The 26,056-nt window shown below is 53.5% G+C and carries 27 protein-coding genes; 10 read left to right on the top strand and 17 right to left on the bottom strand.

All coding sequences use genetic code 11. From position 1 onward, the window contains the following. Positions 1 to 93: 93 nt before the first annotated feature. The gene (locus tag FFR93_RS05900) at positions 94 to 1,710 is read left to right on the top strand and encodes a hypothetical protein (RefSeq protein ID WP_138392449.1); all 1,617 of its coding nucleotides are present in this window, start codon (positions 94 to 96) and stop codon (positions 1,708 to 1,710) included. Positions 1,711 to 1,773: 63 nt separating this feature from the next. Here FFR93_RS05900 and FFR93_RS05895 read toward each other — a convergent pair whose 3' ends face one another. From FFR93_RS05895 to FFR93_RS05845, 11 genes are all read right to left on the bottom strand, one after another. After that, the gene (locus FFR93_RS05895; protein WP_138392448.1) at positions 1,774 to 2,283 is read right to left on the bottom strand and encodes a hypothetical protein; all 510 of its coding nucleotides are present in this window, start codon (positions 2,281 to 2,283) and stop codon (positions 1,774 to 1,776) included. A 122-nt stretch (positions 2,284 to 2,405) separates the two neighbouring features. Further along, positions 2,406 to 2,876, bottom strand: coding sequence for a hypothetical protein (locus FFR93_RS05890; RefSeq protein WP_138392447.1), 471 nt, complete (start codon positions 2,874 to 2,876; stop codon positions 2,406 to 2,408). A 161-nt stretch (positions 2,877 to 3,037) separates the two neighbouring features. Further along, positions 3,038 to 3,460 (bottom strand): hypothetical protein, encoded by a 423-nt coding sequence (locus tag FFR93_RS05885; RefSeq protein WP_138392446.1) that lies wholly within the window; start codon positions 3,458 to 3,460, stop codon positions 3,038 to 3,040. Positions 3,461 to 3,807: 347 nt separating this feature from the next. Next, positions 3,808 to 4,968, bottom strand: a complete 1,161-nt coding sequence (locus FFR93_RS05880) for a type II secretion system F family protein (RefSeq protein ID WP_138392445.1) — start codon at positions 4,966 to 4,968, stop codon at positions 3,808 to 3,810. 13 nt (positions 4,969 to 4,981) lie between these two features. Next, the gene (locus FFR93_RS05875; RefSeq protein ID WP_138392444.1) at positions 4,982 to 5,482 is read right to left on the bottom strand and encodes a hypothetical protein; all 501 of its coding nucleotides are present in this window, start codon (positions 5,480 to 5,482) and stop codon (positions 4,982 to 4,984) included. Beyond that, on the bottom strand, positions 5,467 to 7,719 hold the full coding sequence (locus tag FFR93_RS05870; protein WP_205910728.1) for an ATPase, T2SS/T4P/T4SS family: 2,253 nt from the start codon (positions 7,717 to 7,719) through the stop codon (positions 5,467 to 5,469). Before FFR93_RS05870 ends, FFR93_RS05875 begins: the two co-directional genes overlap by 16 nt. Before the next feature lie 40 nt (positions 7,720 to 7,759). Then, a complete protein-coding gene (locus tag FFR93_RS05865; protein ID WP_138392443.1) occupies positions 7,760 to 7,975 on the bottom strand; it encodes a hypothetical protein in 216 nt (71 codons plus the stop codon). Further along, entirely contained in the window at positions 7,972 to 8,352 is a 381-nt protein-coding gene (locus FFR93_RS05860; protein ID WP_138392442.1) for a hypothetical protein, read from the bottom strand. The genes FFR93_RS05865 and FFR93_RS05860 overlap by 4 nt, the downstream gene beginning before the upstream one ends. Beyond that, positions 8,349 to 9,485: a hypothetical protein gene (locus FFR93_RS05855; protein WP_138392441.1), complete on the bottom strand. Its 1,137-nt coding sequence runs from the start codon at positions 9,483 to 9,485 to the stop codon at positions 8,349 to 8,351. The genes FFR93_RS05860 and FFR93_RS05855 overlap by 4 nt, the downstream gene beginning before the upstream one ends. Before the next feature lies 1 nt (position 9,486). Beyond that, positions 9,487 to 10,878 carry a type II and III secretion system protein gene (locus FFR93_RS05850; RefSeq protein WP_138392440.1) on the bottom strand — a complete coding sequence of 464 codons (1,392 nt, stop codon included), beginning with the start codon at positions 10,876 to 10,878 and terminating at the stop codon, positions 9,487 to 9,489. Positions 10,879 to 11,017: 139 nt separating this feature from the next. Next, positions 11,018 to 11,452, bottom strand: coding sequence for a hypothetical protein (locus FFR93_RS05845; RefSeq protein ID WP_138392439.1), 435 nt, complete (start codon positions 11,450 to 11,452; stop codon positions 11,018 to 11,020). A gap of 314 nt (positions 11,453 to 11,766) precedes the next feature. Between FFR93_RS05845 and FFR93_RS05840 the strand changes: the two genes are divergently transcribed. Next, positions 11,767 to 12,621 carry a hypothetical protein gene (locus FFR93_RS05840; protein WP_138392438.1) on the top strand — a complete coding sequence of 285 codons (855 nt, stop codon included), beginning with the start codon at positions 11,767 to 11,769 and terminating at the stop codon, positions 12,619 to 12,621. Here the strand turns inward: FFR93_RS05840 and FFR93_RS05835 are convergent. The 3 genes from FFR93_RS05835 to FFR93_RS05825 are packed head-to-tail and all read right to left on the bottom strand — an operon-like array spanning position 12,605 to position 16,409. Continuing rightward, positions 12,605 to 13,225, bottom strand: coding sequence for a hypothetical protein (locus tag FFR93_RS05835; protein WP_138392437.1), 621 nt, complete (start codon positions 13,223 to 13,225; stop codon positions 12,605 to 12,607). The genes FFR93_RS05840 and FFR93_RS05835 overlap by 17 nt on opposite strands. Positions 13,226 to 13,230: 5 nt before the next feature. Next, a complete protein-coding gene (locus tag FFR93_RS05830) occupies positions 13,231 to 14,805 on the bottom strand; it encodes a hypothetical protein (protein ID WP_138392436.1) in 1,575 nt (524 codons plus the stop codon). Continuing rightward, positions 14,802 to 16,409 carry a hypothetical protein gene (locus tag FFR93_RS05825; RefSeq protein WP_138392435.1) on the bottom strand — a complete coding sequence of 536 codons (1,608 nt, stop codon included), beginning with the start codon at positions 16,407 to 16,409 and terminating at the stop codon, positions 14,802 to 14,804. Before FFR93_RS05825 ends, FFR93_RS05830 begins: the two co-directional genes overlap by 4 nt. Before the next feature lie 127 nt (positions 16,410 to 16,536). On the opposite strand from FFR93_RS05825, the gene FFR93_RS05820 reads away from it, so the two are divergent. The 4 genes from FFR93_RS05820 to FFR93_RS05805 all read left to right on the top strand — a co-directional run bounded on the left by FFR93_RS05820 (position 16,537) and on the right by FFR93_RS05805 (position 19,437). Then, positions 16,537 to 17,418, top strand: coding sequence for a hypothetical protein (locus FFR93_RS05820; protein WP_138392434.1), 882 nt, complete (start codon positions 16,537 to 16,539; stop codon positions 17,416 to 17,418). 54 nt (positions 17,419 to 17,472) lie between these two features. Continuing rightward, positions 17,473 to 18,024 (top strand): outer membrane beta-barrel protein, encoded by a 552-nt coding sequence (locus FFR93_RS05815; RefSeq protein WP_138392433.1) that lies wholly within the window; start codon positions 17,473 to 17,475, stop codon positions 18,022 to 18,024. An 86-nt stretch (positions 18,025 to 18,110) separates the two neighbouring features. Continuing rightward, positions 18,111 to 18,863, top strand: coding sequence for a hypothetical protein (locus tag FFR93_RS05810; RefSeq protein ID WP_138392432.1), 753 nt, complete (start codon positions 18,111 to 18,113; stop codon positions 18,861 to 18,863). Then, positions 18,856 to 19,437, top strand: coding sequence for an SMC-Scp complex subunit ScpB (locus FFR93_RS05805; RefSeq protein ID WP_138392431.1), 582 nt, complete (start codon positions 18,856 to 18,858; stop codon positions 19,435 to 19,437). The genes FFR93_RS05810 and FFR93_RS05805 overlap by 8 nt, the downstream gene beginning before the upstream one ends. A 59-nt stretch (positions 19,438 to 19,496) precedes the next feature. Here FFR93_RS05805 and FFR93_RS05800 read toward each other — a convergent pair whose 3' ends face one another. Next, positions 19,497 to 20,723: an RNA-guided endonuclease TnpB family protein gene (locus FFR93_RS05800; protein ID WP_138392430.1), complete on the bottom strand. Its 1,227-nt coding sequence runs from the start codon at positions 20,721 to 20,723 to the stop codon at positions 19,497 to 19,499. 98 nt (positions 20,724 to 20,821) lie between these two features. Between FFR93_RS05800 and FFR93_RS05795 the strand changes: the two genes are divergently transcribed. From FFR93_RS05795 to FFR93_RS05785, 3 genes are read left to right on the top strand one after another with little or no spacing between them, the layout of a single operon-like run. Next, the gene (locus FFR93_RS05795) at positions 20,822 to 21,457 is read left to right on the top strand and encodes an NADAR family protein (RefSeq protein WP_138392429.1); all 636 of its coding nucleotides are present in this window, start codon (positions 20,822 to 20,824) and stop codon (positions 21,455 to 21,457) included. A 55-nt stretch (positions 21,458 to 21,512) separates the two neighbouring features. Beyond that, a complete protein-coding gene (locus tag FFR93_RS05790) occupies positions 21,513 to 21,761 on the top strand; it encodes a hypothetical protein (protein ID WP_138392428.1) in 249 nt (82 codons plus the stop codon). Between the two features lie 60 nt (positions 21,762 to 21,821). After that, positions 21,822 to 22,250 carry a hypothetical protein gene (locus FFR93_RS05785; RefSeq protein WP_138392427.1) on the top strand — a complete coding sequence of 143 codons (429 nt, stop codon included), beginning with the start codon at positions 21,822 to 21,824 and terminating at the stop codon, positions 22,248 to 22,250. Here the strand turns inward: FFR93_RS05785 and FFR93_RS05780 are convergent. After that, on the bottom strand, positions 22,247 to 23,020 hold the full coding sequence (locus tag FFR93_RS05780; RefSeq protein ID WP_138392426.1) for a hypothetical protein: 774 nt from the start codon (positions 23,018 to 23,020) through the stop codon (positions 22,247 to 22,249). The genes FFR93_RS05785 and FFR93_RS05780 overlap by 4 nt on opposite strands. A gap of 96 nt (positions 23,021 to 23,116) precedes the next feature. Beyond that, positions 23,117 to 24,064, bottom strand: a complete 948-nt coding sequence (locus FFR93_RS05775) for an MYG1 family protein (protein ID WP_138392425.1) — start codon at positions 24,062 to 24,064, stop codon at positions 23,117 to 23,119. 122 nt (positions 24,065 to 24,186) lie between these two features. Between FFR93_RS05775 and FFR93_RS05770 the strand changes: the two genes are divergently transcribed. Continuing rightward, positions 24,187 to 26,025 carry an AAA family ATPase gene (locus FFR93_RS05770; RefSeq protein WP_171049108.1) on the top strand — a complete coding sequence of 613 codons (1,839 nt, stop codon included), beginning with the start codon at positions 24,187 to 24,189 and terminating at the stop codon, positions 26,023 to 26,025. Positions 26,026 to 26,056 lie beyond the last annotated feature (31 nt).

The raw sequence follows: 26,056 nt of genomic DNA, 5'->3' as shown, positions 1-26,056 counted from the left end.
ATCCGTTGACAATCCCGGTCGGCCAAGAAATCCTTTGAATGGGTTTCTTTCGGGCATACTATAATGTGTGCCAGAACTCCTTGGGAACATTTCATGGTCGGCCTTTTTGTATCGGTGATTATCACCCTCTCTTTGATCGCGGGTGCTGCAGCCGCAAATTATTACATGCTCGCTTCCACCCAGGCGACGTTGGCAGTTCAGCAGACCCAGGTCCGCGTTCAGGCAATCAGCGACGCCTTGCGTTTTCGTTTTTCGGTTGTCGAAGGGCAGGTGGCCTTTTCTCTCGATGGAATGGAGAAGAATGATGCGCAGGCTTACAAGTCCGTTCTTCCCAATGATCTGGTTTTCACAAAGACGAGCGCCGGGCACACCATCGTTTTTTGCCCTGCTATATATAAAGAGAATATGGTCGGCTCCGAGGAGTTCGCCGATGGCACCTCGGAATATGCTGTTGAGACCCGTTCAGGATATCTTCTCGGGGGGCATCCCGATTTTCGTGACGTGGAATCCACTGATCAGGCGGGAACCTCGAAGATCGATGTCGAGCAGTTGAACAAGAATGGCGTGTTCGGGTTTCTGATCTCGCCAAGCCCGAACGGCAAGCAAGAGGACCAGCCGATTTGTTCCAATATCGTCCGATACAAAGGGTTGGATGCTGACACCTACCTCGTGAAGGGCGGCTCGGTTAGCCTCGTCTTCGCGAATATGAGCAAGGCGGTCTCCAGCGAATATGTGGTCAGTGGCTCAGTTGGCGTTATTGACGGTATCAATCATGTGCCAGGGCTTCTCGACGCCGTTCGCCTTGTCGTTCGCAACGAGCAGGCAGCTGCCAAGATCAGTGTCACGTCCGATGTCGCGCTTACGGAAGCCGATCTTGCCGCGTTGAATGACCTTGGCCGTGGCCGTTCCATCGAGGTCACGTCTGACGGCCTCAGCACTGTATCTGTCGCAGGTGGTAATAGGGTTCTTGAGCTTCCCGGCACCTGGAAGTTCACCGGCTTCAATATGTCGGGCCTCACTCTGGTCTCCGGCGAGGACAGCGCCGTCACCTTGGTCGATTCTCTGATTGGCTCAATCCAGATGAACGGCGGCAAGGTTCGTGTCAGCGGCGCGTCACAGATCGTTGATACGACCGCAGGCAGCGCCGACGCCATTGTAGTTTCCAATGCTGGAAGCCTGACGCTGGCCTCGACATTGTCAGGTGAGCCGGTTGTGACCTCGCAGACGAGTGGCCGTGCAGCCTTCAAAGTGAATGGTGGCAGCGTGAACATCGAGACCGACACCCGCATTGCGGATGACCTTGTCGTCTATCCAGTTCCTCCGGCTGAGGCTGATACAACCTTTGCTCCATCGAAGCCTGTCACACGCATTGGCCTGAGCAACATCGTGCTGGGTGCAGGATCGGTGTCGGCCTTTGAAGACCTGTCTCAGAAGGTCACCGAAACAGGCCCGTCCGACTGCGGTGTCACTGGATGCGAAATCGAAGCCTTCTGCCCAGCTGATCAGATCGTTGTTTCGGCGGACTGCTCGTCCGGCACCGGCTCTGATATGGGGCATGCTCTTTCCAAATTCGGTCCGATCAAGCACACTTCTGATGGCCGGTATGGCTATTCCTGCAAATGGCAGGGTGCCAGCCTGATGCCTGGAGAAGTTCCTGCCACGTCCAGCGCAGTGTCTCCTAAGGTCGTTATAACCTGCGCAAGGCCATAATCTCAGCTGTGAGAAGCCAAAACGCCCGGTTCAAAGCCGGGCGTTTTCTGTTGCAGGCTATATTCACATCCTTGGCGAGAAGTCGATCTCATGATCCAGCTTGATTGGGAATGGCGACCCGGCTTTGAAGACGAGCAACCAATTTCCGAAACCTCTGTTGATGTTTTCGTCGGGGATGGCCGCGAGCAGTCCTTCTGCTGCCAGATTGATCTCAATGGCTGGACCGTAGCTACGGGCGTAATCTTCGTTCTCGGTGACGAAAAGGATGCGCACTTCCTTGCCCAAATTTTCAAGACCGGAATGTTTGGCGAGATCACTCAGACTTTCTTCTTCCGAGTGTAGTAAGGCGTCGTAGACGATGTTGGCGTAGGCTGTCCTTAGTTGATGTATCCTTTCGAGCCGTTCATCCGGGTCGTCTTCGTTAAAGACCGGGTTGAGGAAGCTGTCGTGATCGATGAACTGCCACCACCCACCTTTTTCGCAAGCAGGAAGCAGCGTGGTCGCCTGGTCGGCGTTCTGGGTGCCGTGCCAGACGCGGATTGCGACAGCTTCACCGTCGACATCTTTAAACATGCACGAACTCCTTCATTTTTATATTGGCTCGCTCTACATGGCATATTGACGCCAATGTTCGAAAAAGAAAAAGGCCCCGAAATTCGAGGCCTCGATTATATACTTTTGGAATTTACCTGACATCAGGGAACGAACTGGCAGCCAGGCCATCCCATGAAGGCTTCGGCGTCAGCTAGCTGCTGAGAGCCTTCTGCACCGTTGCAAGGTGGGCAACCGTCATATTGGGAGGGAACGAGGCTGGTATCGTAACCTGCAACGCGGTTCATGATGCGGCAGTTGTCAACACTCTGCACTTCGATTGGCTTGTAGAGAGAACCTGGCTCAACCTTCCAGTCACCGACTGGAATGTCTTTCAGGTATTTCATGGAATACAGTTCTTGCAGGAGTTCCATGTCCTTGGATGCGGGGTCTTTGGCGTGATCCTGGAAGTACAGCTGCATTGCCCCTTCAATCTGAGCAGCAGAGTTGATGCTCTGCGCGTAGTATGCACGGGCATTTCCTTCAGTGAAGGCTTCCGATCCCCAGAAAATAGACGCCAGCGCCAGAGCGGCAACCAGTGCTATGCCGAGAATTACGACGATAAGTTGAAACATTGTCCTATCCTTTTTAAATCTGTCCTGTCGGAATTACTGGAGCAAGGTTTGGTTCGAGAGTTACAAAGGGCGGCTAATTCCTTTGCGGCGGTCTAAAGCAAAAGGGAGCGGAGTTACCTCCGCCCCCCTATTGGTCACTTCAACCGTGACTTCCGGCTGGATTAGAGCGGGAAGTAGTAGAAGCCGTTGGAAACTTCGCCGACGTCTGCTTCGTCAACAGCTTCCGTAACCTTGCCCTGTGCGTCGGCAACGGGGTCGATGGTGACGTAGACGTTGCCAGCGGCAACATCGATGCCCCAAGCGCTGCTAGCGCCGGTGATCTTCTGCGGAGGCGTGATGTCCGTGGTCAGGTACTTGACAGTGCCGTCAACGAGGTCGACCTGGATGTCGGTGGCGTCAGTGCCGCCCTTGTCGTTCTTGTAGAGCGTGTTAGCGCCGGAAATCTGCTGGGCCTGGTTGATCATCGTGGTGACCTGGGCCTTGAGCTGGCCACGGGTAAAGGCTTCACCGCCGTAGAAGATCGAGGCGAGAGCGAGAGCGGCAACGAGAGCAATCGAGATAACTGCTACGATAAGCTGAAACATGGAATTTTTCCTTCGAAAGTAGGGTCTTTTTCTTTTCTGACCCTTTGTTGAACCGAGCCCCCGCCTTCAGAATTTCTTTCTTTCCGCTGGGGACAATTTAAGGATTTGTTAAAAACTCCTTATCGTCAACGAAGGAAAACGGAAAAAAATAGCAACAAATGAGTTTCGAAATAACGTCTCGTGGAATTCCAATCTCCGTCAACAAATTTTTTTTCTTATAAAATTCCTTTGTTTCCGAATTTTTCTGTTCTCTGGCGGCGTCACATCGCCGTTCTTTATTTAGTCCAACGAAAAAGGCCGCCGCAGTGCATGCGACGGCCTTAAAAATCTCGTTTTGAAACAGTTGATCAGAATGCTGCTGAGAGTTGCAGGAATGGGAGAATGGTGAGGCCGAACATGACAACGCCGGACAGGGCAATACAGAGAGCGGAGATCGACTGTAGGACTGGGGCAAAGGATCGCATGCGCGACATGTACAGGTCTCGATACTGCGACGCCAACATGTCGAGCGTTCGTGCTGTGTCGTCGCGGTCAGTCGATGATGTCAATGCAGCTCTATCGGTCGGATGCAGGGTCTCCAGGCCATTGGCCCAGTTTTTGCCGTTCTTGGCAAAACGTAACGCCCTTTCGAAATCGCTTCGGAGCGCCCCTTTGGGAGAGCCATCCGCCGTGAGGATCAGGCACTCTTCCATTCGCATCCCCGATTGCACGAGCAGGCCGAATTTGTAGAGGATGATGTAGCTGTTTCGGCTCAGGACCAGGTCCTTGTAAAACGGAATGCTCAAGATGATCTTGTCGGCTTGATCTGGAATGATTAGACGGCCAGCGGTCCCGAGCCACAGGAAGAACGCGCCGATCACGGCTCCCACACCCATCCCCCAGGTTAGACCGACACCCATAACCTCAGCCCAACCGACGTTAACGCCAGGATTGTTTTTGAAGAGGCCGTTATTCAGGACTTCAGGGCCCATCCAATAAACACTGCCCCACATCATTGCGAAAGCAACGAAGTAGTTGACGATTGCGGTTGCCATTTCTTTCATGGCACCTTTCTGAATACCGGCGATCATGTACTCAAAGTCGGCAGCATTCTTGAGTGCCTCCCAAGTTTTACCACCTTCGACACCCGCCTTGATCAGCGCGCTGGTGGCAAGTGGGAAATTCTTGGTGTCGGCCGAAATGGCGTCATGCAGTGTCGTACCGACTTCGATTTTTTCGAGAAGGCCTGCCGCGCATCGACTGATCTTTCCGGAGAACGTCGTGGCCATCAGACGAAGAGCTTCAGCTCCGCCCATTTTTGAACCTAGCATCGCCGATAAGCGGAGAAGGAACATGTGTCTGTCGCTTGGCGACAGACCGCGTGAGAAATCCATGTTCGCATTTTTTCTGATCGACAACACCTGGCCTTTTTTGCTGGCCGCGCGTTCAGCACTAGCTTGATCAAGCGCATCAACTATAATCGATCTCACTCCCTTTTCGGAGGAGATACGGGCGGTAAACTTGGGCATGGTATCGGCCTTTTTATTTCAGCTCAAAAATGACGGCGATTGTGTTGTTTTTCTCCAGGTCCGCAGCGTTGCTGCTGGCGTCCCAGACGAATGCTTGACTGTCCGTGCAGCTGCTACCGACTTTGACCGTCCCTGCTGGTCGTGCTCTGCTTGCGGCCGATACAAACATCGTGGTACCCGCTTTCACGGCAGTGTTCATGTCGCTCGAATTGAGGCGTTCAAGGCAGAGGTTGCCGCCCTGAAGTTTCCATTTCAGCTCGTCGTCTTGAGATAGGGTCGGAATTTTGCCGCCCGGCAGGTTTCCTGCGATGGCATCGATGTTCGAAGACGGGAGGAAGCCGTTATTCTCTGATCGGTATGATCCAATTGCAGCGGCAATACCTTCGAGCTGTGAATTGAGGCTCTGCTGCACTTGCAGGCGTACACCGGTGTCGGAGTTGAAATAGGAAATTCCACCGATCACCACAAAAGCGGAAAGCGTTATGGCAATAACGACCGTTACAAGTTGGAACATAGGAGCTTTTCCTCGTCAGTGAGATAGGCGTAGATTTGCGATCCAAAGGTGCGCTCAAGGCCCGGCACGTCTGTAATGCCTTCCCGCATCTTGTTAACGGCGTCTTCAGCCATGCTGGTCCATCGCCGTTCGTCGTAGGCAATGGTGTCGTTTCTGGCGTTGAGAAGGCGGTCTACATCTTGTACGGACTCGAAATATTCGCATTCCGAAGCCACAGTACGGCCGACGTATTTTTCGCCGTTACAGGTCTTGCAGGTGTAGAGCTTGTCCGGGTGCCCATGGCAGTTCTGGCAGAGCTTCGGAACGAGGGATTGGACAAGAATTGCGCGCAACATGAAGCGGAGTTCTCTTGGCTCGACGCCGAGGTCCTTCATGCGGGATATCGCGCCCATGATCGAGCCGGTGTGAAGAGTAATCAGAACAAGGTGGCCTGTGTCTGCAGCCTTGACGGCGTTTCGAGCGGTTTCGGCATCACGCACTTCGCCCAGGATGATGACATCAGGGTCGTTACGCATGAAGGCCTTAACGGCAGCCGCGAAGTCCAGACCCACCGCCGGGTTGATCGAAACCTGGTTCACGAACGGCACACGGTATTCGACCGGGTCTTCAACAGTGAAGATGGCCTTGCCGAAACGGTCGATTTCGCGAAGCGATGAGTTGAGCGTTGTGGTTTTACCGGAGCCGGTCGCTCCAGCGATGATGCAGATACCGTCCCGCTGCTTGAACCCGCGTCTCCATTTCGCAACCTCGGTAATACCGAGAGTGTCCAGATTGGGGTGCACGCGGTCAGAATCGAGAACGCGGATCGTGACATGTTCTCCGTTTTGCACCGGCAACGTCGCCACGCGCAAATCGATCATCTTGCCGTTATATTCGACCTGATAGGAGCCATCCTGAGGCTTCCGCTTCTCGGCAAGGTCGATTGTCGCCTTGTCCTTCACCTGGGCCATGACGGTGTGATATTCGTCCAGCGGTCCCATTCTGATGATGCGTTTTACGCCATCGATACGGAACTGAACGGAATAGCTGTCCGATTGCGGTGTGACGTGAATATCCGACGCCGACATTTCCAGCGCCTTGTAAACGATACGGTCGAGCATCGTTTCCTTGGTTTCACGGATATCCTCGACCGCAGCCGATCTCTTCATCGTCGTAATGAAGCGAGACATCGAAGAAGGATCGTAGGATACGAATTCTATCTTCTTCTCCGGATAGTATTCAGCGACAACTGTTGACACTTCATCCTCTGGGTAAGGTGAAGCGACAAAAATCGTCTCATCGTGCTCTGCCGAGATAATGATGCTGTACTGATCATGGATCGTGACAGGAATTCTGGACCGGGAAACCTGCTCCTGCGCAATGCGGGATTCTTCCACCGCAAGAATTGCTTCAACACGTTGCTTGTCCGTCAGGAAGCCGTTTTTAACAAGGATTTGCCCGAGGGGTTTTCCGGTGACTTGCTGTTCGCGCGATGCCGCGTCGAGTGCGTCGGCGGAAATCTGTTTGCGCTCATACACAAAGCGGCCGAGACGGTGGTTCGGTACAGGTTGCCCATCCGAACGGAAGATCGGCTTTAGTTCTGGCTCCGGTTCCGGTGCCAGAACGGGCTCGCTTTTCGTCAGCACGATTTCACTTGCGGGCACTAGCGTTTCCGCGTCTGCAACAACAATTGCGCCTTCATCTTCGTTCAGCGATGGAATTTCGCCTTCGGATGGCGCAGTTTGGTCCGGGATTTCGATTGTCGCGTCTGAACTTGACAGATCAACATCGACGTCCTTGTCGGCGTCATGCGTGGCTTCGTCCGAAGGAGTAGCGTCAACCGTCTCGACCTCAGAGATCGGGGTTTCGATTTCGGCCGCAATCGCCTCTTCGGGTGTATCGTGCTGAATTTCGGCGATTTCCGGCTGATCCGATTCCACCCGGAACACAGCGGGCTTTGCTGCTTCAATGTCGGCCTGCGGGGCTAGAATCTCCGGTTCTTCGACTTTTACCTCGTTTTCCGGTGCATCCTTTTGAAGGGCAGCCGAAAGCGACTGTGCAAGTTCTTCCTCAAGAGATAGAAACAGTTGTTCGTCAGACGGAATTTCGGCGGGTTTAGAGGCACTTTCCCGGATTGCCATGGGATTGAAGTCGTCCTGCGCAGGAGCTTCAGCCTTGGCTTTTTCCTTATTAGCCTTCTTATTCCTCATTTTCTCAAGGAATTTACCGCCCTTATATTTTGAGTTTTTGCCGAACACGCTCTATTCCTCAAGGAATTCTTTATAAAAATGGGTGGGATTAATTAACGCGTCTTCTGACGAAGCTGTCCATCCATTTTTGGAATTTTCCGAGGGGCCGATAGTAGGAAGCGACACATCCCAGGACGCCGCCCACGATGAAGATCGTGGACGATGCGTAGACGCCATAAGCTAAGCATCCAAGCGCCAATGCCCAGTCGAAGGCTTTCATGCCCTTGGAGTCAAAATCGAGTTTTGTGAGTTTCTGGACGTTCATGTCTTTTGCCTTTCGCTGAAAGTCATCTTGAGGATCACCTTGTTCCCAGCGCCCTCGCACTGATCGCCAAGGCAAATGTTTTCGACGTTCTTGTTCGGGCACATCATCATTGCGAGCGATGCCGTGCCGAGCGCGCCTCTGGGATCGGTAAAGTCCTTGAGCGTCAGCACGGTATTGGTCCTGACGGTCTCGACTGTCCCCTTGCCGAAGGCAGCGAGATCATTCAGTTTCTGGGTGCACTGAAGCGCGGTAGCGCGATCACGTCGGATGTTGGTTTCCTGTACGGAGAGCGCGCTAATGAGCGTGAACGTGCCTCCTCCGATAAATATGAACGCGCTCAGCGTCAGCGTGCAGCCAATCAATGTTCTGCTCTTCATGGCTTGGCTCCCTGTTGTGCGTTCGGTTGCGTTGTTGCCCCCGTAGCGGGTGCGTTCCCTGCTTTCCGGGCATTCATCTCGCGCATGCGCTTGATTTGATCCATGACACGCTTGGACCGTTCCTCGTCAGCAGTCGGCGTTGCCGTTCCCGTAGAAGGCTGCTGGTCCGGTGTCTTGACGATGGATGGCGTCTCAGTCGGTTTCGACTGGATGACCGGGGCCGGTTTCGTTGTTGCCGGTGGAGTCACGGTCGGTTGGACAGTGGTAGGCTTCGTCACCGTGGCCGCTGGCGGGGTGTCGGATTGGGCCTCCGCCGCATTTGCTGGTTTTGGTGTCGTCGCTGGCGCTACGATGCCTTTGCCTGCTTCAAGCTTTTCGAACTCGAATTCCTTGCGACCAAAATCGGCGTTGATTTCGCGGCCTTTCTGAATTTCAAGCTCAAGTTCCGGAATGGTGTGCTGACGCTCCGTCTTTTCCCATTTGCCGTTGCTGTATTGCAGCTTGGAAATGATGGTTCTCGGGTCGGTGAATTCCACCATCGACCATTGTGCCGTGGGAAGGTCGGCGATCTTAATGTCGCGCACGGATGGACCAGGTTGCCAAACCGTCAGGTAGAAACCCATCGTTCCGAGCATGTAGAGGAAGCTTGCTCCTGAAAACACGCTGCCGAAAATGAGCATGCCGGTGCCGCGCCGGGCGTAAGGGACCATCGACGATCTTGCGATCAGCGGTGTCCGACCTGAGTTGCGGATAGCAAGGCTTTCCTGCTCATTTGGCACCAGTGCCTTTGGCTTGCCGTCCTGCATGACGATGCGGACAACCTTCGTCGGCCCGTTCGGGAACCAGTATTCTCCACCAGGATTGCGCTTCAGCTCGTCGACGATGGCGTCGAGGTAGCTTTTCCCTGGGCCGCCTTCATGAGCTTCCCAGAAATACCCACCCATGAACGGCACCACGCGGTACCAGGCTGCATCCTTGGCGACGAAACGCTGCTCGATATGACCCTTTGCCATATCGACCGCATCCCGTTTTTTATCGGCCTGCTCGATCCAGCTGATTTCTACACGCATCGGCAGCTGACCCTTGATCGGGTCAGCCTGTGCGTTGTCCTTGTCCTTCTTCTTCGAGGCCATCTTACTTCTCCGCCTCGTAAATCGTGACGGCCGGTCGCAGGATGATGAAGAGCGCATTGCGCTGAACGTCACGCTTGCGCTTTCCGGTGCTCAGACCAGCTTCTTTCAGGCGATCCCTGATCATCGAAGGCTCGTTACCGGAGCTGTCGACGGAATCGTACTGAAGACCACCAATGACGACCGTGCGGCCTGCCTGGACCTGAACGAGGTCCTTCAGGTTCTGCTTCTGCACCTGCGGCTGGGTGAGGGTGCCGATGTCATTGCCAGCGCTCAGCTCTACGAAGCGGACAATCGAGTCGAGGTCGAACTCGACACTCATTGTGATCAGCTCGGAATCGCCATCATAAAGCGGCTTCAGGTTGAGCTTCAGACCTGTTTCAACGGTATCGGTATCCGTCGATCCGTACGAATTGTTGCTGCTGTTGCTATTGTTGTTGTAGTTGTTCGTCACGCCTTTCACGTACGGGACTTCCTGACCGGACTGGAATTCGACTTCCGTGCCAGACAGCGTCTTCAGAGACACGTTCTGGGTGACGTTGGTCGTTCCGAATGTCGACAGGAAATTGATCGCCGACGTGACGTTCAACGCGCCATAGGTTCCGAACAGATTGCCGGTGCTCGTCTTTCCGAGGGAAAGAGCGGAGCCTGTGAGATTGATCACGCTACCGACAGTGTCAGGCGTGAACCCTTCATTGCCTGTTCCCGTTCCGGTATCGGTATCGGTATCGGTATCGGTATCGGTGTCGGAATCCGTATCGGTATCGGTGCTGGAGCCGGTGCTGTTCTTCACACTGTTGACGGTTTCAGCCGTGCTGTCGAACGCGACGCGGAACTGTTCCCAGTCGAAGCCCGATTGAGCGTTGTCGCTGAGCGCCAGCGAAACCACTGCGATCTGGGTGTTGATCACCGATAGATTTCGGCTCATTCGGTTCATGAACGGACCGATGAGTTCATCCTGAACTGAAGGCGTTGCGGTGTAGAGCAGCTTGCCCCCGCGAAGCGACGTGACGACGTTTTCCGCGCCGAGTTCCTTCACCTCGTCGGCGACGGCCTTGAGGATGTCTTCGTTTTGCGGAACCGTGACGGAGTAGCGTTGTCTATCCGATAGATAGATCATGCCGTCTTCGTACCAGGCAACGAGGCCGAGACCATTGCGGAGCGAAGACAGGAGTTCACCAACCGTCCCCTTAAAGGACAGGAATGGAAGCTTTTTCTTCAAGACCTCTTCGCCCTGGGTCGGGTTCGACCATTGGAACGTGATCCGTACGTTTTCCGACGCCAGTGCGAACACCAGTGATTCCAGTGTCGCCTCGTGGGTTGCAGGGAAGCCGATGTCGAGCTGACGCGCCGTGACGGCGGGTGGCACAGACGGGCGTTCAGCCGTCGGCTTCATGGACGATTTCGGCACGCGAATTCGTTCAATCGCAGGAGTTTCCGCCACGAAGGCGTCGGTAGCCTTTTTTTGCTCAGCCTTAAGATCAGGTAGATTGTCGGCCTTCGGAAGAGGTGTGGCGCAACCGCTTAAGACCGAACTAAGGAGCAACGCAACGGTTGCTGTCCGAAGCATCTTGGATGAGGGTGTTGTCTTTGTCACGATAGAGCGCCTTCTTGTTTACACACGCAACGAAAGTCGCCCCTTCCGGGACCAGCGACTTGGCGGTTTCGGTTTCTTTGCTGTTTGGTTCACCGGCTTTCGAATTGGCCGGAGCTAGATTTGATGTCGCGGACCGAACAGCCTCGTCGACTTTTTGCTTCAACGACTGCTCCATCGTGTCGATCTTGCGTTCAAACTTGATCGCGACCTTGTCGACTATTTCCGATTGCATGCCGCGAACGATATTGCGCGTGCGTTCATCCTGGATGAGCTGTTTTTCCTGTTCTGACGGCGGTGGCCTGAAAGGATTTGGTCTGAAATCGGCTTCCTGGGCGAGGGCTGAGCCCGCCACAAGGATGGCTGCGAGAGCCATTATTCCTCTCATTTTTTGCATGCCAATGGGTTCCCGGTCGGATCGAATATTTTCGTGTGCACTAGGATGGCTGCAAGAATTAAACGGGGTCAAGCGAAACAAAGGAATTCTGACCGGGAAAAATTCGTAAATCCTTGCAGCTAAAGGAAATCACGCACAAATTCATGGACATAACCAAACAATGGCTAGAGCTGTCGGCGAATTGACAACATGCAGATCAAAGGAATTGTCAAAAAATCGACCGGAAATCTGAATTGGGATTGACCTCTTCATCGGCTGACTTGACCATTTTAATGTCAGCAGGAGAATTTGAAATGAACACCTTTCGAGCGACGATCAAAGAGGGCTCACTTCGTTACGAAGACGTAGCGCGAATCCTGGGACTCGATGTAGCAACTCTAATCCAGTTTGGGCTCAAGGTGGGTTTTATCAATCTCGATACGTGCATGGCCATTTGTAATCTGCTCGATGTGAGTTTCTTCGATTTGTTCCCTTCCCTGGATGATATGCGACCGGAACTCGGTAAAGATGCCGAGTTGGAGGACGAGCTTCCTTTCATTTACGCTCTGTTTGAAAAGACAGAAAACCATCCCAAAGTCTTGGGCTGCGGCATCGATCCCGATCTCCGGCCCTGGTACGTCGCCGTGCACTTGACATCTGGTGTGGAGCGTCGATATCGCCTGAGTTCGGTGGAGAAGAACCGGCTCGACAATGCCATGACATCAGCCAAGGACACGAAGGGATACTTCGTGTTCCACGCTGATTGTCAGACCATCATTCTCCGTCGTTCAGCGGTACAGGACGTTCGCTTTTCCAACGCTATGAGCTACGCACAGTTCAGCTCGGATGAGCGTGCATTTGCGGCGACTGTCGTGCTGCCGAATTCTCCGTTCCCGGCTGTCACAGGCATGACGGCCGATGACTCCAGCCCGGGTGGTCACGGTAGCCCGCTTTATGACCTCATCAATATTGCGCGTGCCGGAGGCGATCTGCCAGCCTTCATCCGGTTGCCGGAAGAAGAGGAACTCCGGTTCCTTCAGATCGAGAACATGGAAGTCCTGGAAATCCCGGTCGGTCTGACTATTCCGGGTTTCTACGACGATGACGAAGATGATGGGCAAGAGGTCCCTGAAACACTTCTGCTCATGGAAGCTATGGGAACGGCTTGAAGCCTTCATTTTCCATCTGCTGGGCGAGACCGATTTGCTCTTTGATCTTGTCCAGCAGACCAGCATCCGCGTCCGACACGTGGTAATAGCCGTTCACGGCGTTTGTCAGAAGCGCGCTCAAAGCCGTTCTGTATGCGTAGGGCACCTGGAAACGCTCTGGAGACAGGTTTCGGCTGTCCGGACTGTAAAGAGCCGCCAACTCGCTCGCCATCAATGCATCTTCAGCCAGCAAAGGTGAATGGTCGGCGTTTAATGCCTTCTCGATCAAGGTCATCGTTTCCGGCCGCATTTGGTCCATCCAGGCGAGGTCTCCATTGTCGGCTCGGAGGAATAGCTCGGTCTCAAGAATGTTGGGAAAGATGCGGTTTTGACGCCTGCTTATGCCGAATGGAGTTTCCAGCCACTGGACAAGATAGGCTCCATCTCTCCCGGTGCTCTGATTGGCTTTTCGATAGTGGAACGTGACGTCGGTGCCGAGCCCTTTGCTGAACCCAGTCAGGAACTCAATACCGTTGTCGTCCCTGCTCATGGCCGGGTCGGTCACAAAAGTCGCCAGGCAATTATAAGGCTTTTGCGGAATGGTGTTTGCCTGGCCGTCCAACATCGTCGTCACAACCCCAGAGAATCTAGCTCGTCGTCAAATTCTTTGACGCTCTGATTGGCGTTCGCCAGGAAACTGGTGAACATGGTCTCGAACTCGGGTCGCCTTTGAGAGTGGCTTGGAATCCATATCTTCGGCGTGTGGCTGCCGTCCTGCGGGTAGTATGCTCCTGCAAGAATTTTCTTCGTCGTATAGTCCGCGATAGCCAGCAACTGACCTCTGCCGTCGGCGGCTCGTCCTGCATAGTCATCGACATTGACCTGCAGAGCGTTACCCATTTTCCGAGCCTCGATCAGGGTGCTGATCTCGTAGCACCGTTCGGCTTCGGAGAAGAACGGGGTGGCATCGAGGGCGTGCTTGTTCCAGTCCAGGCGAGTATCGGTTTTGAGATCATAGAGCGCCAGTCGCTGTTCCAGTCCTCGCGCGATTTCCTCGAACTTCTGATAGAGCTTTTCCGCAGTCTCATAGCCATAATGTGGGAACGCCTCCTTGTTATAGACGTCCCATTTTCCACTCGCCGACTTGTACAAAGCGGCAACAACCCTTGACGCTCTGACAATTTCTGGAGTCAATGTCTCGTTCGCCTCGATGGCACGTGCGAAATCGTAAACAGCCAGGGTTGCTTCACGACTAAGGTGATCAAATGCGTAATTTGAACTGCTCATCCCATGGCCGTCATTCGCGGCAAAATGCATGTAAGCCGAAAGCGCAAAATTGAAGAGGTTCTCTGACTCGCCTCTAAAGGTCACGAATGCTGGATTAACCTCGCCGAATTTGACGAACTCTACAAACTTAAGGCCTGTTGTCTTTGCCAACAGCCGACCCGCTTCCCGCGCTTCCTCGATCTGGTCGATGCCATATCTCAGATTAGTGGCTGATGTGCCTCTAGGTTCCTTGTTATTTAGTCGAGGCATCGGGTTCAGCTCGTCGATCACGAGCTTGATGGCTTGACCGGTATCAACAACCTTCAATACAGGTTCTCCGACCCTTTCATAAACCTTGCCGTCTACGATGATGAACGTGTCGAAGACTTGTTCTGCCAGCTTGAGTGCATCGGTTTCGAGTGGTGTCCAGCGCTTGACTTCCGGGATACCCAGACTTGCTTCTACTTCCGCCCTTGTGGTCGGAGCTTCTGGCTCAAACCAGCCGAATTGCTGCTTTTCACTCATATCCTGTTCTGGATGCGAGAACTTAGCCTGACCGAAGAGAGGTGACGAACTGATTTTTGACCAGTTCTCTTCCCCGATAGCGGGTGCTGAAAATTCTGCCATAGCCTGATCGGAGGGAAAGCGTTCTGCGTAAAATGCTCCCTCAAAGTGGATGACGTCCAACGGCTGTTCCGCGCATCGAAAAGGCTCCTTGTGCAGGGCTTGTTTCCTTGCTTCATCTTTCGTGTCGGTAAAGGTTTGCGGCAAGGAATGTTCCACCCTGGTCTCCCCGATCCGGAATGCAACCTGAACATCCGCCTTATCGACCTCACGGATTACCCCGGTGAACTTGGTCTGCATCGTATGCTTGGACCAGCCAGACTTTTTCGGCATCTTGTAAAAGGCCGTATAGTTGAGTGGAAGAGTGAGTTTCATCGCGTTGGCCCCTTCAGCATGGCTGTGGCCATGTCGTGCTGCATTTTTGTTTCCTTGGCGTCTGCAAGATACGATTCCGCAATCTCCAGCGCCTCTTCATCGTCGATTACAGCTGCTTTGTTCGCAATGACACGGGGTTCACCGGCCTTAACGGCAACAATAGCGCTCGCGCCGCCCGAAGTGAGTATTACTTCTTCACCGTATAAATTCGTTGTGGTCTCCGGCTTTTTTGCGATCTCAATGAGGCTAGAACCGTCGATGACGGCGGCGAGCAGAGCGTCATAGTCAGCTCCAGCCCGCTGGCTTAACATTCTAAGCTGCCAAGTGGTGTTGACCTCCCGAACGGTGAAATCGCTATAGACAGCAAACATGGCATCTGTTGTTTCAATGGGAAGACGGTCATATCCGGCACCGGCCTCCCATCGCTCCAAAGCGAGTAAGGCCTTTTGCTTGATCGCTTTGGAGCCGTCTTTCTTCTGATGGACGAGGGCGGCGACATGAAAGTTGGTTCTCGCCATCTGGTCTTCCGACTGATGGTAGTAAACATGCTTCGAAAGATCAGTACGCTTCATCTGATATTTCGCAATGAGCGCCGCCTGGCGGTCGATTTTCTCAACTTTTGTCGTGACCAGTTGCTGTAGAGCTGCAACAAGCCGTGGCGAAATTGCATGGAGACGATCAGGTTCTCTTCGAAGCGTATCCTCAAGAACGAAGGACGCATCGAGGATGTCGCGTGGCAAAGCCCTGGCATCGCGACCGAAGCTCTTGAGGATTTCGTCCGCGATCATCTGAACGTCCGAAGTCGTTCCGTCATAGCGACAGACGGAGGCGTCATACACTTTGAATTCAGGTTCTCCACTGCGCCCGTCAAAGAGCTTGTGCTTTCTCATGAAGGTGAGGAAGCCTTGGCTGTCCCGGAGCGAGGAGCTGTAGCTGCGCCAGTTGCTTGGATAAGGTGCATTTGCCGACCACGTATCGCCCCGCTCGCCAATGCGCAGCTTGCTACTGTAATCGCTCAACTTGAGGATAGGCTCGCGGCATTTCAGGAAGATGGTGCCGTCCACAAGGATGATCTCGTTGGCGCGTTCCTTAAGGGCGGTCGCCATTCTTTGCCCGCCATCGTCCTTTGTCAGTTCTTCTCGGATTGAGACGTATTTGCCATTGCGCCATTTCCCGTGAAGCCTTCTAATCTCCTCGATATGGGTCATCGGCTTCAATGTCGATGTCGTGGTGTATCTCCCGTTCTGATAGGACTGACCGACATCGAAGTTCGCGGGCTTCACGGTTCCAAATGGCGTTGAATTGATCGTGCGCAGGTCCGCCATTTTTTCGCTGAGATCGGCAGCAGTTTCGTCTTCAACGAAGAAATCGCCATCGATCATCGCGACCTTTCGAAGCTGGCCGTCGGCCTTTTTCCGGAAGAGATCGGTAGCAGGATTGTACTGTTCGACTGGGTTTCCAACCTCGAAAACAACCGGCGCAAGATCGGCCCCGATTTCGCGTATCTCGACTTCGACGCTGCTTTTCCCAAAGACGTGAACGGGGTTCTGGTGACCCGCTTTCACGTAGCTGATCGGGTACTGAAAATCGATTGTCTGCTTCATGGTCGTTGTCCTGTCTGTTAACCAACATTTACAATGTTCGATGAAAGCTACAAACCCTTGGCATTGGCGCTTGCGCCTCTCGTTGCGGTGGAGGACGATTTAATATTCGACCTTTTGTGGAATCTGGATGCCGCCGCCTATCAAGCTGTTTTTATCGCTGGAAAGACGTGACCGCTCAGGCGTTACAGACCTGGGGCAGTGGGACCTGACTTTACCGGCACTTTTTGCTATCCAGGATGGCGTTATATCCACTTGGCTTGCAGGACGGATACCAAGCTCGGCTCAGCTGAGCCTTTCCGTTCCGCATGCCGTAAGGCAGGCGTCGTGGGATGCTGCCTTGTTTATCAAAGAAAACGATAAACGACTTGAAAACTTTCTGAAGAAGTGTGCTGCGGTCAAAGACATTGCAGGGCTGATTTTCAAGATTGAAGTGCTGCAAGCGGTCACAAGTTTGCGTGTCCATGCGGAAGCGCTTCTGGAGGCTGTAATTTCAACCAGCTATCTTAGTGAGAATGCTAGGAAAGCAACACACCCTTTGACTGGTCAGATATCGAAGGTAGATACCGGCGCAGAATTGGTGCCTTTTCGTTTTGGGTCCCTGACCGGCCGCTGGAAAGGGGTAAAGCCCGACGATCTCGCTGACTTCATGCGCGAAAGCCGGTTAATCGACGCTCGGACATTCGTTTCAACCATCCTGACCCGTTCAAATGTCGAGGCTCTTGATACCCGGCCGCTGGACGATGCGCTTGTTCATCTCGCTCGAACTGGCGATTTTTCGACATTCAGGAATCTGGTTGAAGGGTGGAACAGTAAACAGCATGTTTTGGTGGATTTCAGCGATCCCCAGACGATTGTCGTCCCGGATGGAGCAACAGGTTACGAGATAGCCGTCAATTGGTGCCGCCAGTATCTACAATCGGTTTACGAATTGGAGCAAGGAGTTCAGGAATTCCTTTCCTCTCAGGTTTCAATCCCATTGACACCGCCATTTAATAGCTCAATCCTTTAAGTAAGAAGGCCCTCAAGGTGTTCCGGGCTGTGCAACTAAAAAAGGAATTCTTGCATGAAGAAGTTGTTCATTCTTTCGATTGCTGCTTTGGGCCTTGCAATGGGCGTCGCCAATGCGGCCGATAAGAAGTTCGAAGGTTTCTACCTGGGTGGCGGGGCCTCCTATTCGAAGGCAGAAGCCGAGAATTTCGACGATAAGCCGTTCGGCGGCTACGTGCTGGGCGGTTACGGCAAGCAGTTCGGCAAGTGGTATCTCGGCGGCGAAATCAATGGCGGTTACGCCAAGACCAAGCTCGGCGACTCCACAGGTTCGGTCGAGCGTGATCTGACCTACGGCGTTGCTGCTCGCGCTGGTTATGAAGTCATGCCGGGCATCCTCGGCTATGGTCTCGTCGGCCTGGAAGCCGCTTCCGCCAAGGTCAGGACGGCTACCGGCTCTGCCGACGTGAACGATTACGGTCTTCGTTACGGCATCGGCGCTGAAGCTTTCGTAGTCAAGAATTGGACCGTTCGTTCTGAAGTTTCCTTCATTGACTGGAAGGGCAAGGGCGAAGCTCCGAAGAGCGATGAAGTCCGCGCAACGGTCGGTGTCGGCTACCACTTCTAAGGAATGCCCGGCTGACTCTGTTGGCCTCGGCAAATTTGGCAGGGAGCCGGTCATCGGGCTCCCTGTTTTCTTTTCGGGCGTAGCGCATGGATTTTGTTGAAGATCAAAACAGACAAGATGATGAAACCTTCATCCTGAAGCTTGATGCCTGGGAGGGACCTATCGAGGCCCTTCTTGAACTGGCAAAAAATCAAAAAGTGGATTTGGCAGCGATCAATCTTCTTGAATTGATCGACCAGTACGAGCGTGTCGTTGTCCGTGCCATGGCTCTTCGTATCGAGCTTGCAGCTGATTGGCTGGTCATGGCAACCTGGCTGACTTACCTGAAATCCAAGCTTCTTCTGAAACGGCCGAAAGATCGCAAGACTGATGTATTGTCTGACGACATTCTGGCATTCCACCTCAAACGCCTAGCTCTGGTGAAGAACGCCCATGACCAGCATGCGGAACGCCTCACGCTTGGTCGAGACTGGTTCGCTCCGGCCGCTCGCCACGTTGATTTTGCGGCGAACAGCAAGATCGGCCGTTCGTTTCGGGAGTTTCTTTTGAGTTACCCGACCCCTGATGTTGGGGTTGCACTGTCGGACAATCCTGCAATACCGACCTTTGACGTTGCGTCAATCGAAAGTGCCCTGGCGCGTCTTGGACGGTCGATGCCACCGGAGTGGACGGAGTTGTTGCACTTCATCCCACATAGCAGCGGCCTGCGTCTGAAGTCACACATTGCGACATCGTTGGTGGCTGCTTTGGAGATGACGAAGTCTCACAAAGCCGACATCCGTCAGGAAGGCACGTCTTCTCCGGTCATGGTTCGTCGCCTGGAGCCAGAGCATGAGTGATATTCAAATCGCAGACAAGTTTCTGGTAGAAGCGCTGTTATTCTCCTCAGGCTCATCCGTAACGGAAGAACAGTTGCAAGAACGGTTGCCAGCGCTCATCGACGTGCGCACCGCCCTCCAGGAATTGCAGACGGATTACGAGGGTCGTTCTTTCACCTTGTCGGAAATTTCGCCATGCCGGTGGGCGATCCGTACGCGTCCCGAGCATTCCGATCTTTGCCGTGAACTGCTCAGGCGGCCTTTGAAGCTGTCCAAGGCGACCATCGAGACGCTTTATGTGATCGCTTACTTCCAGCCAGTTACAAGGGGTGAGATCGACCGTATCCGTGGGGTGAAGTCAGGTCGCAATTCGATGGATGTCCTGATCTTCAATGACTGGGTGGTTCCGGCCGGGCGACGCCCTGGACCGGGCAACCCCCTGACGTTCGTAACCACCCAGAAATTTCTGGAAGATTTCAATTTTACCGACCTCGATAGTCTGCCGGACATCGAAAGATTGAGGAAAGAGGGGCTCATTAATCGAGACCTCGGGATAGACCTGCCGACGGGCGGCGAAGAAGGAGACGACGGATGATGGGGCTATCCGGATTTCAGTGTGGAATCACACCTTGATCCTTATGGCGCGTCGACTGCTTACGCAGCCTCGGCAACCATCTTTCCGGGACAACGCACGGGCTGATGCCCCAGGTTAGCGTCCCTGGGCGGCATAGCCCGCCCATGCGCCTTGCAGGCGCGCTTCAGAACAACAAGCGCCGAGTTGTAGTCCCTAGGAAGGTCAACGCCGCAGTGCGGGCACTGGTGCTGACGTTCGTCAAGGGACTTCTCAACGATGCTTTCGCAGAAGAAACACTCCTGCGAGGTGTTCTTAGAATTGACCTTCACCATCTGACCACCGGCTCTTTCAGCCTTGTAGTCGACAAATGAAATCAATCTGGAAACCGATGCATCGAGCATGGCTCGATTGATTCCGGCTTTTTGCCGGACATTCTTTCCAGGCTCTTCGACGGTTCCCTTCGCCGAGCCAGTCATGTTTTTCACGTTGAGCTTTTCAACGCCGATGAAGGCATAATTCCGGGTAATCTTCGCCGACGCCTGGTGAAGATACGTCGCCCTGGCGTTCGCCGTTTTCCGCTTCAGAAGCGCCAGCTTCTCCTTCACCTTGATGCGCCGCTTGGAGCCTCGTTTGCAGCGCGTCAAGGCACGCTGCGCGACCCGAACCTTGCGCTGATGCGCTTTTCCGATCCTCGGGTTTTCGATATACGTACCGTCACTTAGGAAGGCCAGGTGCTCGATCCCGACGTCAATGCCGACAATCGTCTCTGGCTTTGCATGTCCTTCAGCAACAGGAACATCCATTTGGATGGCTACATACCAGAACCGCCCGGTTCTGGTGAACGTGCATGCTTTAAGAGATGCACCGTCTGGTATCGGCCGATGAAGTCGAACCTTCAGCCGACCGGTCAGCCCAGAAAACAAAAGCTTCTCATCGTTCAAACGGATTCCAGACCATTCGGAAAAGCCGAAGCTCTTCCAACGTGAACGAGGCTTAAATCGGGGGAAACCAGCCTTTGTCCCACGCTTAACCCGTGAGAAGAAGCCCTTGAACGCGTCGTCGACCCGGGAAATAGTCCAGCGAGACAATCTTGATGGGACTGATGAATAGGTCCTATCGAAAGACCTTATTTCGCTCAACGAATTGAATTGATCGAGCTTGGTGATCGAGATTTGCTGCTTTTTCCATGCCTCAACGCGCTCTTGCAGAGCGGCGTTGTACAATTGTCTCTGATCCTCGCACAGCTGCGAAAGCGCAGCGTATTGCGCTTTCGTCGGTGCGAGCTTGAAACGGTACGTGAGAAGCATGTATACTATCGACAGTTAATGTTGACATAGATCAAACCATGAACAGGATTGCATGTCAACATTCATTCTTTGATTCCACATCAAAATCCGGATAGCCGATGATCGACCTTTCGAGATACAAAATGAGAGAGACATCAACGCATGTCTATTTCTACGGAGGACCGGGAAGCCAATGGCACCGTGGTTCCTTTTCCGTCGCTTTGCCCCGTGTCGTGGATCGCGATGGTCAGCGCCGCCTGGTGAAGTCAGATGACCTCAGAACCTTCAACTGTGCGGAGCAGGCTCAGATGGCAGGCAAGGCGACAATTTTCAACGATCCAGTGCGCCTCAAAGAGATCATGGATGAACCCGAACCTTACGAGCAGAAGAAGCTCGGTCGCAAGGTCAGTCCCTTCGTGGACGAGGTCTGGGCCAAGCTTCGTCCTATCGTTGTGACTATCAACAATGTCGCCAAGTTCTCGCAGAACGACGACTATTTCGATTGGATTATGTCGACTGGTCAAAAGACATTTGTTGAAGGCTCCCTCAAGGACACGATTTTCGGTGTCGGCTTAGACTGGGCTGATCCCCGGATTGAGAACGAAGCCAATTGGCGCGGCACAAACATCCTGGGCCATTGCCTGCACGATACACGTTTGATCCTTCAGTTGCACGGCCGTGACGTCGACCCTTGGTCTTCTGTGTCACAGTTGATCCGTGAGCGTCGAGCAGAGCCTGCTTCGCTCGTTCCCTGATGCCCTTGTGGCGTGCAACTATGAAACCGACGATCTTCGATAAAGGAGATCAAACATGTCTACAGCATACTGCGCCGTGCTCTCAGAGCTTCGTGATGACGTTGCCCGCGATGGCCTAAACCCGGCAAAAGGCGGGTTCTACCTCCTCGCTTCATGTCCGGATGACGTTGACGCTGATTTCGACTTGTGGGTCATCGACTTGAAGGATCAATCATTTCAGGGCGAGGTCGTCATGCTCTCCGAACCGATCCCGGCCCATGACATGCAGCTGGCACCGTCGCATTCAATGGGCATGGCGATTTAGTCGCCGAGGCGTTTGCGGCCGAAAAACATTTGATTCACTCTGTAAGCAAGGAGTGGTTCAATGTCCGAGACGATGACTGAGGAAGAGGAAGTCGATTTTCATCGCGCCCGTTTCCTCAAGTTTAAACAGATCAAGAAAACATTGCGTGAAGCAGGATTTCCCGTGTTGGGAGATCGTTTTCCCTATGCGATGCACCACAATTTCTATCGCACCAAAATCCGGATCGCTGGACGGAAGTGTCGTCACAAGGACCTATCTCGTCTCTTGGACGACTGGATGGAGACGAGAAGCGATGAAGAGGACTATTTCTGGCAGGTCGTCAGTGGTGCCGTGCGTGACTTGTTGTCAAACGAACCCGCTCTGGTTGGTCGACTACCTCAAGCAGTCCGCCACGGCATGATGACGGTCGAGGACGGTCACCTGTTCTTGCGATACGCTAAATCCCAGGATTTCCGTCTTATTCTGGATGATGACGTGTCTAAGGCTTAGAGATCGTAGGCCGTAATAGGTTTGCCCGTGATTTTCTCCACGTCATCCGGGTGAAAAATGTTCATTACCCCGTCTTCGACCTTTGCGTTCTCGTTTTCGTTTTTCTTAAGTTGTTCGACCACGTCTGAAAACTCGCGCTTGAGAAGCGACAGCTCGATCAGATGCTTCCCGGTCATGGAGATAGCTTCCTCGGCGTAGAGCTTCTTCTTTTCCAACTTGCGAGCCTCATCTTCAGGAAGGCCTGACTTTTTTAGACGCTGCACCAGATCGATGACGAAGGCTTTGGGCTCAACGAGAGCGTCTTCCACTTTCTCACGCATATCGTCGACGAAAGTGACGAGGTCGCTTATATCCTTCAGGATCAGCGTGTTCCAGCGTGAAGCGCGTTCAAAGGCTTCCTGTGGGTTGACATCATTTTCCTGGGTGGTGGGAACGGCTGGTGCTTTCGGTTTCCGGCCAGGAATAAGACGGGACCAGAATTTCGGTTTTTCCTCGTGTACTTCTGGCTGTTGAAAGAACGCGCTCAGTTTGTCCAGGTCGGTTACGAGATGGGGAACCTGATCACGGAGTGTTGCAGCGGCTTCTTCTGAAGCACGAAAAAATTCACGCAGAGCCACTGTATTCGCGAGGTCGAATCCCTCATTATCCGGGATGAAAATCAGCGCATTGATCGCTTGCTCGGCAGCATGTTCGCGCTCAGTTCTCGCATTCTCAAGCGTTATGATACCGGCTTCGATCCGGCTGCAGATTTCGGTATATTCGCGGCTCATTCGTCTGGCTCAAATATGCGCTGGCTGTGTTTATAAATAAGATGACTTCGGTTTTCCTTTGTCAACTCATTTGCCGTTATAAACCTGAGAACCCGGTTAAGGTTTCCGGGTTGGGGACAATCCGTAATCCAGCGCCTGCCTCATCATGTCGAGGATGCCTTCGCGGCTTTCTGCGACGCAGACAAACAGCTTTTCATGACAGAAAACTGCATCGTCAACATTTGTAGCTTTCACCAGCTCGGCCCCGCGCAGGCCTGCCCACTCTTCCGGAAGTGACTTTCTGTTCTCGAAAGACCCGATTTCGGCTTTAGCGGCGCTGCAGTACCAATTTCCGTGAGCAGGATAAATGGCGTAGAGAACATCCTGATTTCCGATATCGAAGACATGGCCGTTCCAGTCAAGGCTTCTTGGCAGTTCGATGACACGAGGATCGCTTGTTTCCTCGATTGCGGCCAGGACGACCTTTCTCGCTCGTTCGTAAGCTGCTTCCGTTTTGATGCGGGCATCAAGGAACTTCCTGCAGACCCCGGCCGCATCCTTGAAAGCCCTGTCGTAATCGGCGTCAGTATCGTCAAAAACGGGGTTAAAGTGCTCGATCATAAGGGAAATCGACGTTGTGGTTCCCTTACGGGTGACGCCTTCCGGATAAACGCCGTTGTCGGCGCAGTCGATGAAATAGATGAAGTCCTTGTCGATCCGGTCCCATATCCGCTCGACGGCACCCTTATCTTCGAAAGCGACGTTTGCTTTCAGGTAGTCGTGGCCGTGATGCTTCCAGATCAAGCCTAAAGCGGAGTAGGGGGCTCCATCTGGTCGTGAAGGCTTGTCTCGCTGATGGTGATCGTACCGCCGCTCTTCAGCCGAAAACTTCATGCCGACATCGAAGACAATGTCGTCTGCCTGTGTTTGGGTCAACACAGCGTCATCCCGGGTTCTCACCAAGCGAGCGCCAGGAAAGAGACCTGAGAGAACGACGTAGCTGAAGAGATCGTCTGCATGGAATGAACCTGAGTGCGTTATCAACCGTGAAACTTCCGAGCCCATTCCATTCCCCCATTAACCTTGTTCTCGATCTTCATTATACATGGTTAAGCGATGGTAAACAATTCCTTGACCGGCTGCCGATCATGGCGAATTCTTTATGGGACAACACAAGGAGTTCTTTCGTGAATATCTTTCAAAAAATCAAAAAAACCATCAAAGATATGTCACCGAAAAACATTTTCCGGCTTACATGCGCAATATGCTTCATCTTCATGGTTGCCGGAGTCATCAATCTGCATAATGCCGTGTCTTCCCTGATGCCTCAGGAAAAGGTCAAGGTCGAGCCGACAACCGTCAACTACACCGAGTTCATGAAGAAGGTCACGGCGCATGAATTGACGAAGGCGACGATCCTGGCCGACCGGATCGAGGCAACGGAGAAAAGCGGCACCGAGATTGTTTTGTACCATGGCCGCATTCTTACTGAACCGACACTGCCCAAGGTTATGGACGAAGCAGGCGTCGAGGTAAGCTTCCCCGAGGAAGATGCGCCGGGCATTGGCGATTATATCGGCATCATTTTCGCAGTGCTGTTCCCCCTGTCCATGATGGTGTTTTTCGTCGCGGCCGGAACGCTGCTCTACCCGCAGATCAAGGAAAAATTCTCGGCTTCCTGGATGAGGATCGTGCCTAAGACCGGCGTAACGTTCAAGGATGTTGCCGGGCAGGACGCGGGCAAGGAAGAACTGGAAGAGATCGTCACCTTCTTGAAGCATCCCGAAAAATACAGCGACACCGGCGCGCGTGTGCCCTGTGGCGTGCTGATGATCGGTCCAGCGGGTACGGGCAAGACATTGCTTGCGGAAGCCGTTGCCGGTGAAGCTGGTGTCCCATTCCTCGCTTGTACCGGTTCCGATTTCTCCAACAAGTTTGTTGGGGTCGGCCGTGACCGCGTCGAGGCGATGTTCAAGAAAGCTCGAAAATTCAAAAAATGCATCATTTTCATTGATGAGTTCGACAGCGTTGCGCGTGTTCGTGGTGCCTCGAATTCTGATGTTGGACGAGAACAGGATACGACGCTTAACCAGCTCCTGACCGAGATGAGCGGCTTTGGTAAACGTGGCAACGTCGTGGTTATTGCCGCGAGCAACCGTCTTGATGTGCTCGATCCTGCTGCTATCCGCCCAGGTCGTTTTGACCGCCATGTCTTGATTGGCTTGCCGGATATCAAGGACCGTGAGGATATCCTCAAGGTTCATACGGAAGATAAAATTCCACTCGACAAAGATGTCGATCTGAATGTGGTCGCGCGTGGCACCCCAGGTTTCTCCGGTGCGCAACTGGAAATGCTGTGTAACGAAGCCGCAGTTCTATCCTCTCGGCGGGGTTCCAAGCTCGTGACGGCCGCCGACTTTGAGTCGGCTCGCGATAAGGTCCTGATGGGCCTGGAGAGCAAGAACAAGACGACCGATCAGGCGGAGCGCAAGCTCACGGCATATCATGAAGCTGGTCATGCCCTGTTGGCCTGCGCCAACCCGCATTCGGACCCTGTCCACCAGATGACGATCATGCAGCGCGGCACCGCGCTCGGCATGATGATGCGCCTACCGGAAAAGGAGAAGCTTTCGGTCACTCTGGCACAGTTGAAGGCTGACCTTGATGTTGTGATGGCTGGTCGGGCGGCTGAGGAAATCGTGTTCGGAAAAGAGTTCGTCACCAGTGGCGCGATGTCAGATATCGAGCGTGCCACCGATATTGCAACAAACATGGTGGTCAATTGGGGCATGAGCGAAGCCATTGGAATGCGCAAGATCGCGCAGAGCCCGCTTGGCTACGGTGAGATTGTCGATAGAGAGATCAAGGCGGTTCTGGATGGCGCTTATCTCCGGGCCATCGAAACCCTGAATTCGCAGCGCCCGGCTCTGGATGCGATTGCAGAGGCTCTGCTGGAGCGCGAAACCCTTTCGGGTAAGGAAGTTCGGGCTATCTACAAGGCGAGCCTGGAGCCTTTGGCGGCGTAAGCGGGGAAACCGCTTACGCCTTGCTTTTTGA

This window comes from Rhizobium sp. MHM7A, assembly GCF_005862215.1.
Taxonomy (GTDB): domain Bacteria; phylum Pseudomonadota; class Alphaproteobacteria; order Rhizobiales; family Rhizobiaceae; genus Rhizobium; species Rhizobium bangladeshense.
This window is presented reverse-complemented; position numbering and strand designations above follow the sequence as displayed.

What these genes read in the sequence shown, in the direction of transcription:
- FFR93_RS05900 (WP_138392449.1), top strand. Translation starts at nt 94, where the DNA reads ATGGTCGGCCTTTTTGTATCGGTGATTATCACCCTCTCTTTGATCGCG.
- FFR93_RS05895 (WP_138392448.1), bottom strand. Translation starts at nt 2,283, where the DNA reads ATGTTTAAAGATGTCGACGGTGAAGCTGTCGCAATCCGCGTCTGGCAC.
- FFR93_RS05890 (WP_138392447.1), bottom strand. Translation starts at nt 2,876, where the DNA reads ATGTTTCAACTTATCGTCGTAATTCTCGGCATAGCACTGGTTGCCGCT.
- FFR93_RS05885 (WP_138392446.1), bottom strand. Translation starts at nt 3,460, where the DNA reads ATGTTTCAGCTTATCGTAGCAGTTATCTCGATTGCTCTCGTTGCCGCT.
- FFR93_RS05880 (WP_138392445.1), bottom strand. Translation starts at nt 4,968, where the DNA reads ATGCCCAAGTTTACCGCCCGTATCTCCTCCGAAAAGGGAGTGAGATCG.
- FFR93_RS05875 (WP_138392444.1), bottom strand. Translation starts at nt 5,482, where the DNA reads ATGTTCCAACTTGTAACGGTCGTTATTGCCATAACGCTTTCCGCTTTT.
- FFR93_RS05865 (WP_138392443.1), bottom strand. Translation starts at nt 7,975, where the DNA reads ATGAACGTCCAGAAACTCACAAAACTCGATTTTGACTCCAAGGGCATG.
- FFR93_RS05860 (WP_138392442.1), bottom strand. Translation starts at nt 8,352, where the DNA reads ATGAAGAGCAGAACATTGATTGGCTGCACGCTGACGCTGAGCGCGTTC.
- FFR93_RS05855 (WP_138392441.1), bottom strand. Translation starts at nt 9,485, where the DNA reads ATGGCCTCGAAGAAGAAGGACAAGGACAACGCACAGGCTGACCCGATC.
- FFR93_RS05850 (WP_138392440.1), bottom strand. Translation starts at nt 10,878, where the DNA reads ATGAAGCCGACGGCTGAACGCCCGTCTGTGCCACCCGCCGTCACGGCG.
- FFR93_RS05845 (WP_138392439.1), bottom strand. Translation starts at nt 11,452, where the DNA reads ATGGCTCTCGCAGCCATCCTTGTGGCGGGCTCAGCCCTCGCCCAGGAA.
- FFR93_RS05840 (WP_138392438.1), top strand. Translation starts at nt 11,767, where the DNA reads ATGAACACCTTTCGAGCGACGATCAAAGAGGGCTCACTTCGTTACGAA.
- FFR93_RS05835 (WP_138392437.1), bottom strand. Translation starts at nt 13,225, where the DNA reads ATGTTGGACGGCCAGGCAAACACCATTCCGCAAAAGCCTTATAATTGC.
- FFR93_RS05830 (WP_138392436.1), bottom strand. Translation starts at nt 14,805, where the DNA reads ATGAAACTCACTCTTCCACTCAACTATACGGCCTTTTACAAGATGCCG.
- FFR93_RS05825 (WP_138392435.1), bottom strand. Translation starts at nt 16,409, where the DNA reads ATGAAGCAGACAATCGATTTTCAGTACCCGATCAGCTACGTGAAAGCG.
- FFR93_RS05820 (WP_138392434.1), top strand. Translation starts at nt 16,537, where the DNA reads ATGCCGCCGCCTATCAAGCTGTTTTTATCGCTGGAAAGACGTGACCGC.
- FFR93_RS05815 (WP_138392433.1), top strand. Translation starts at nt 17,473, where the DNA reads ATGAAGAAGTTGTTCATTCTTTCGATTGCTGCTTTGGGCCTTGCAATG.
- FFR93_RS05810 (WP_138392432.1), top strand. Translation starts at nt 18,111, where the DNA reads ATGGATTTTGTTGAAGATCAAAACAGACAAGATGATGAAACCTTCATC.
- FFR93_RS05805 (WP_138392431.1), top strand. Translation starts at nt 18,856, where the DNA reads ATGAGTGATATTCAAATCGCAGACAAGTTTCTGGTAGAAGCGCTGTTA.
- FFR93_RS05800 (WP_138392430.1), bottom strand. Translation starts at nt 20,723, where the DNA reads ATGCTTCTCACGTACCGTTTCAAGCTCGCACCGACGAAAGCGCAATAC.
- FFR93_RS05795 (WP_138392429.1), top strand. Translation starts at nt 20,822, where the DNA reads ATGATCGACCTTTCGAGATACAAAATGAGAGAGACATCAACGCATGTC.
- FFR93_RS05790 (WP_138392428.1), top strand. Translation starts at nt 21,513, where the DNA reads ATGTCTACAGCATACTGCGCCGTGCTCTCAGAGCTTCGTGATGACGTT.
- FFR93_RS05785 (WP_138392427.1), top strand. Translation starts at nt 21,822, where the DNA reads ATGTCCGAGACGATGACTGAGGAAGAGGAAGTCGATTTTCATCGCGCC.
- FFR93_RS05780 (WP_138392426.1), bottom strand. Translation starts at nt 23,020, where the DNA reads ATGAGCCGCGAATATACCGAAATCTGCAGCCGGATCGAAGCCGGTATC.
- FFR93_RS05775 (WP_138392425.1), bottom strand. Translation starts at nt 24,064, where the DNA reads ATGGGCTCGGAAGTTTCACGGTTGATAACGCACTCAGGTTCATTCCAT.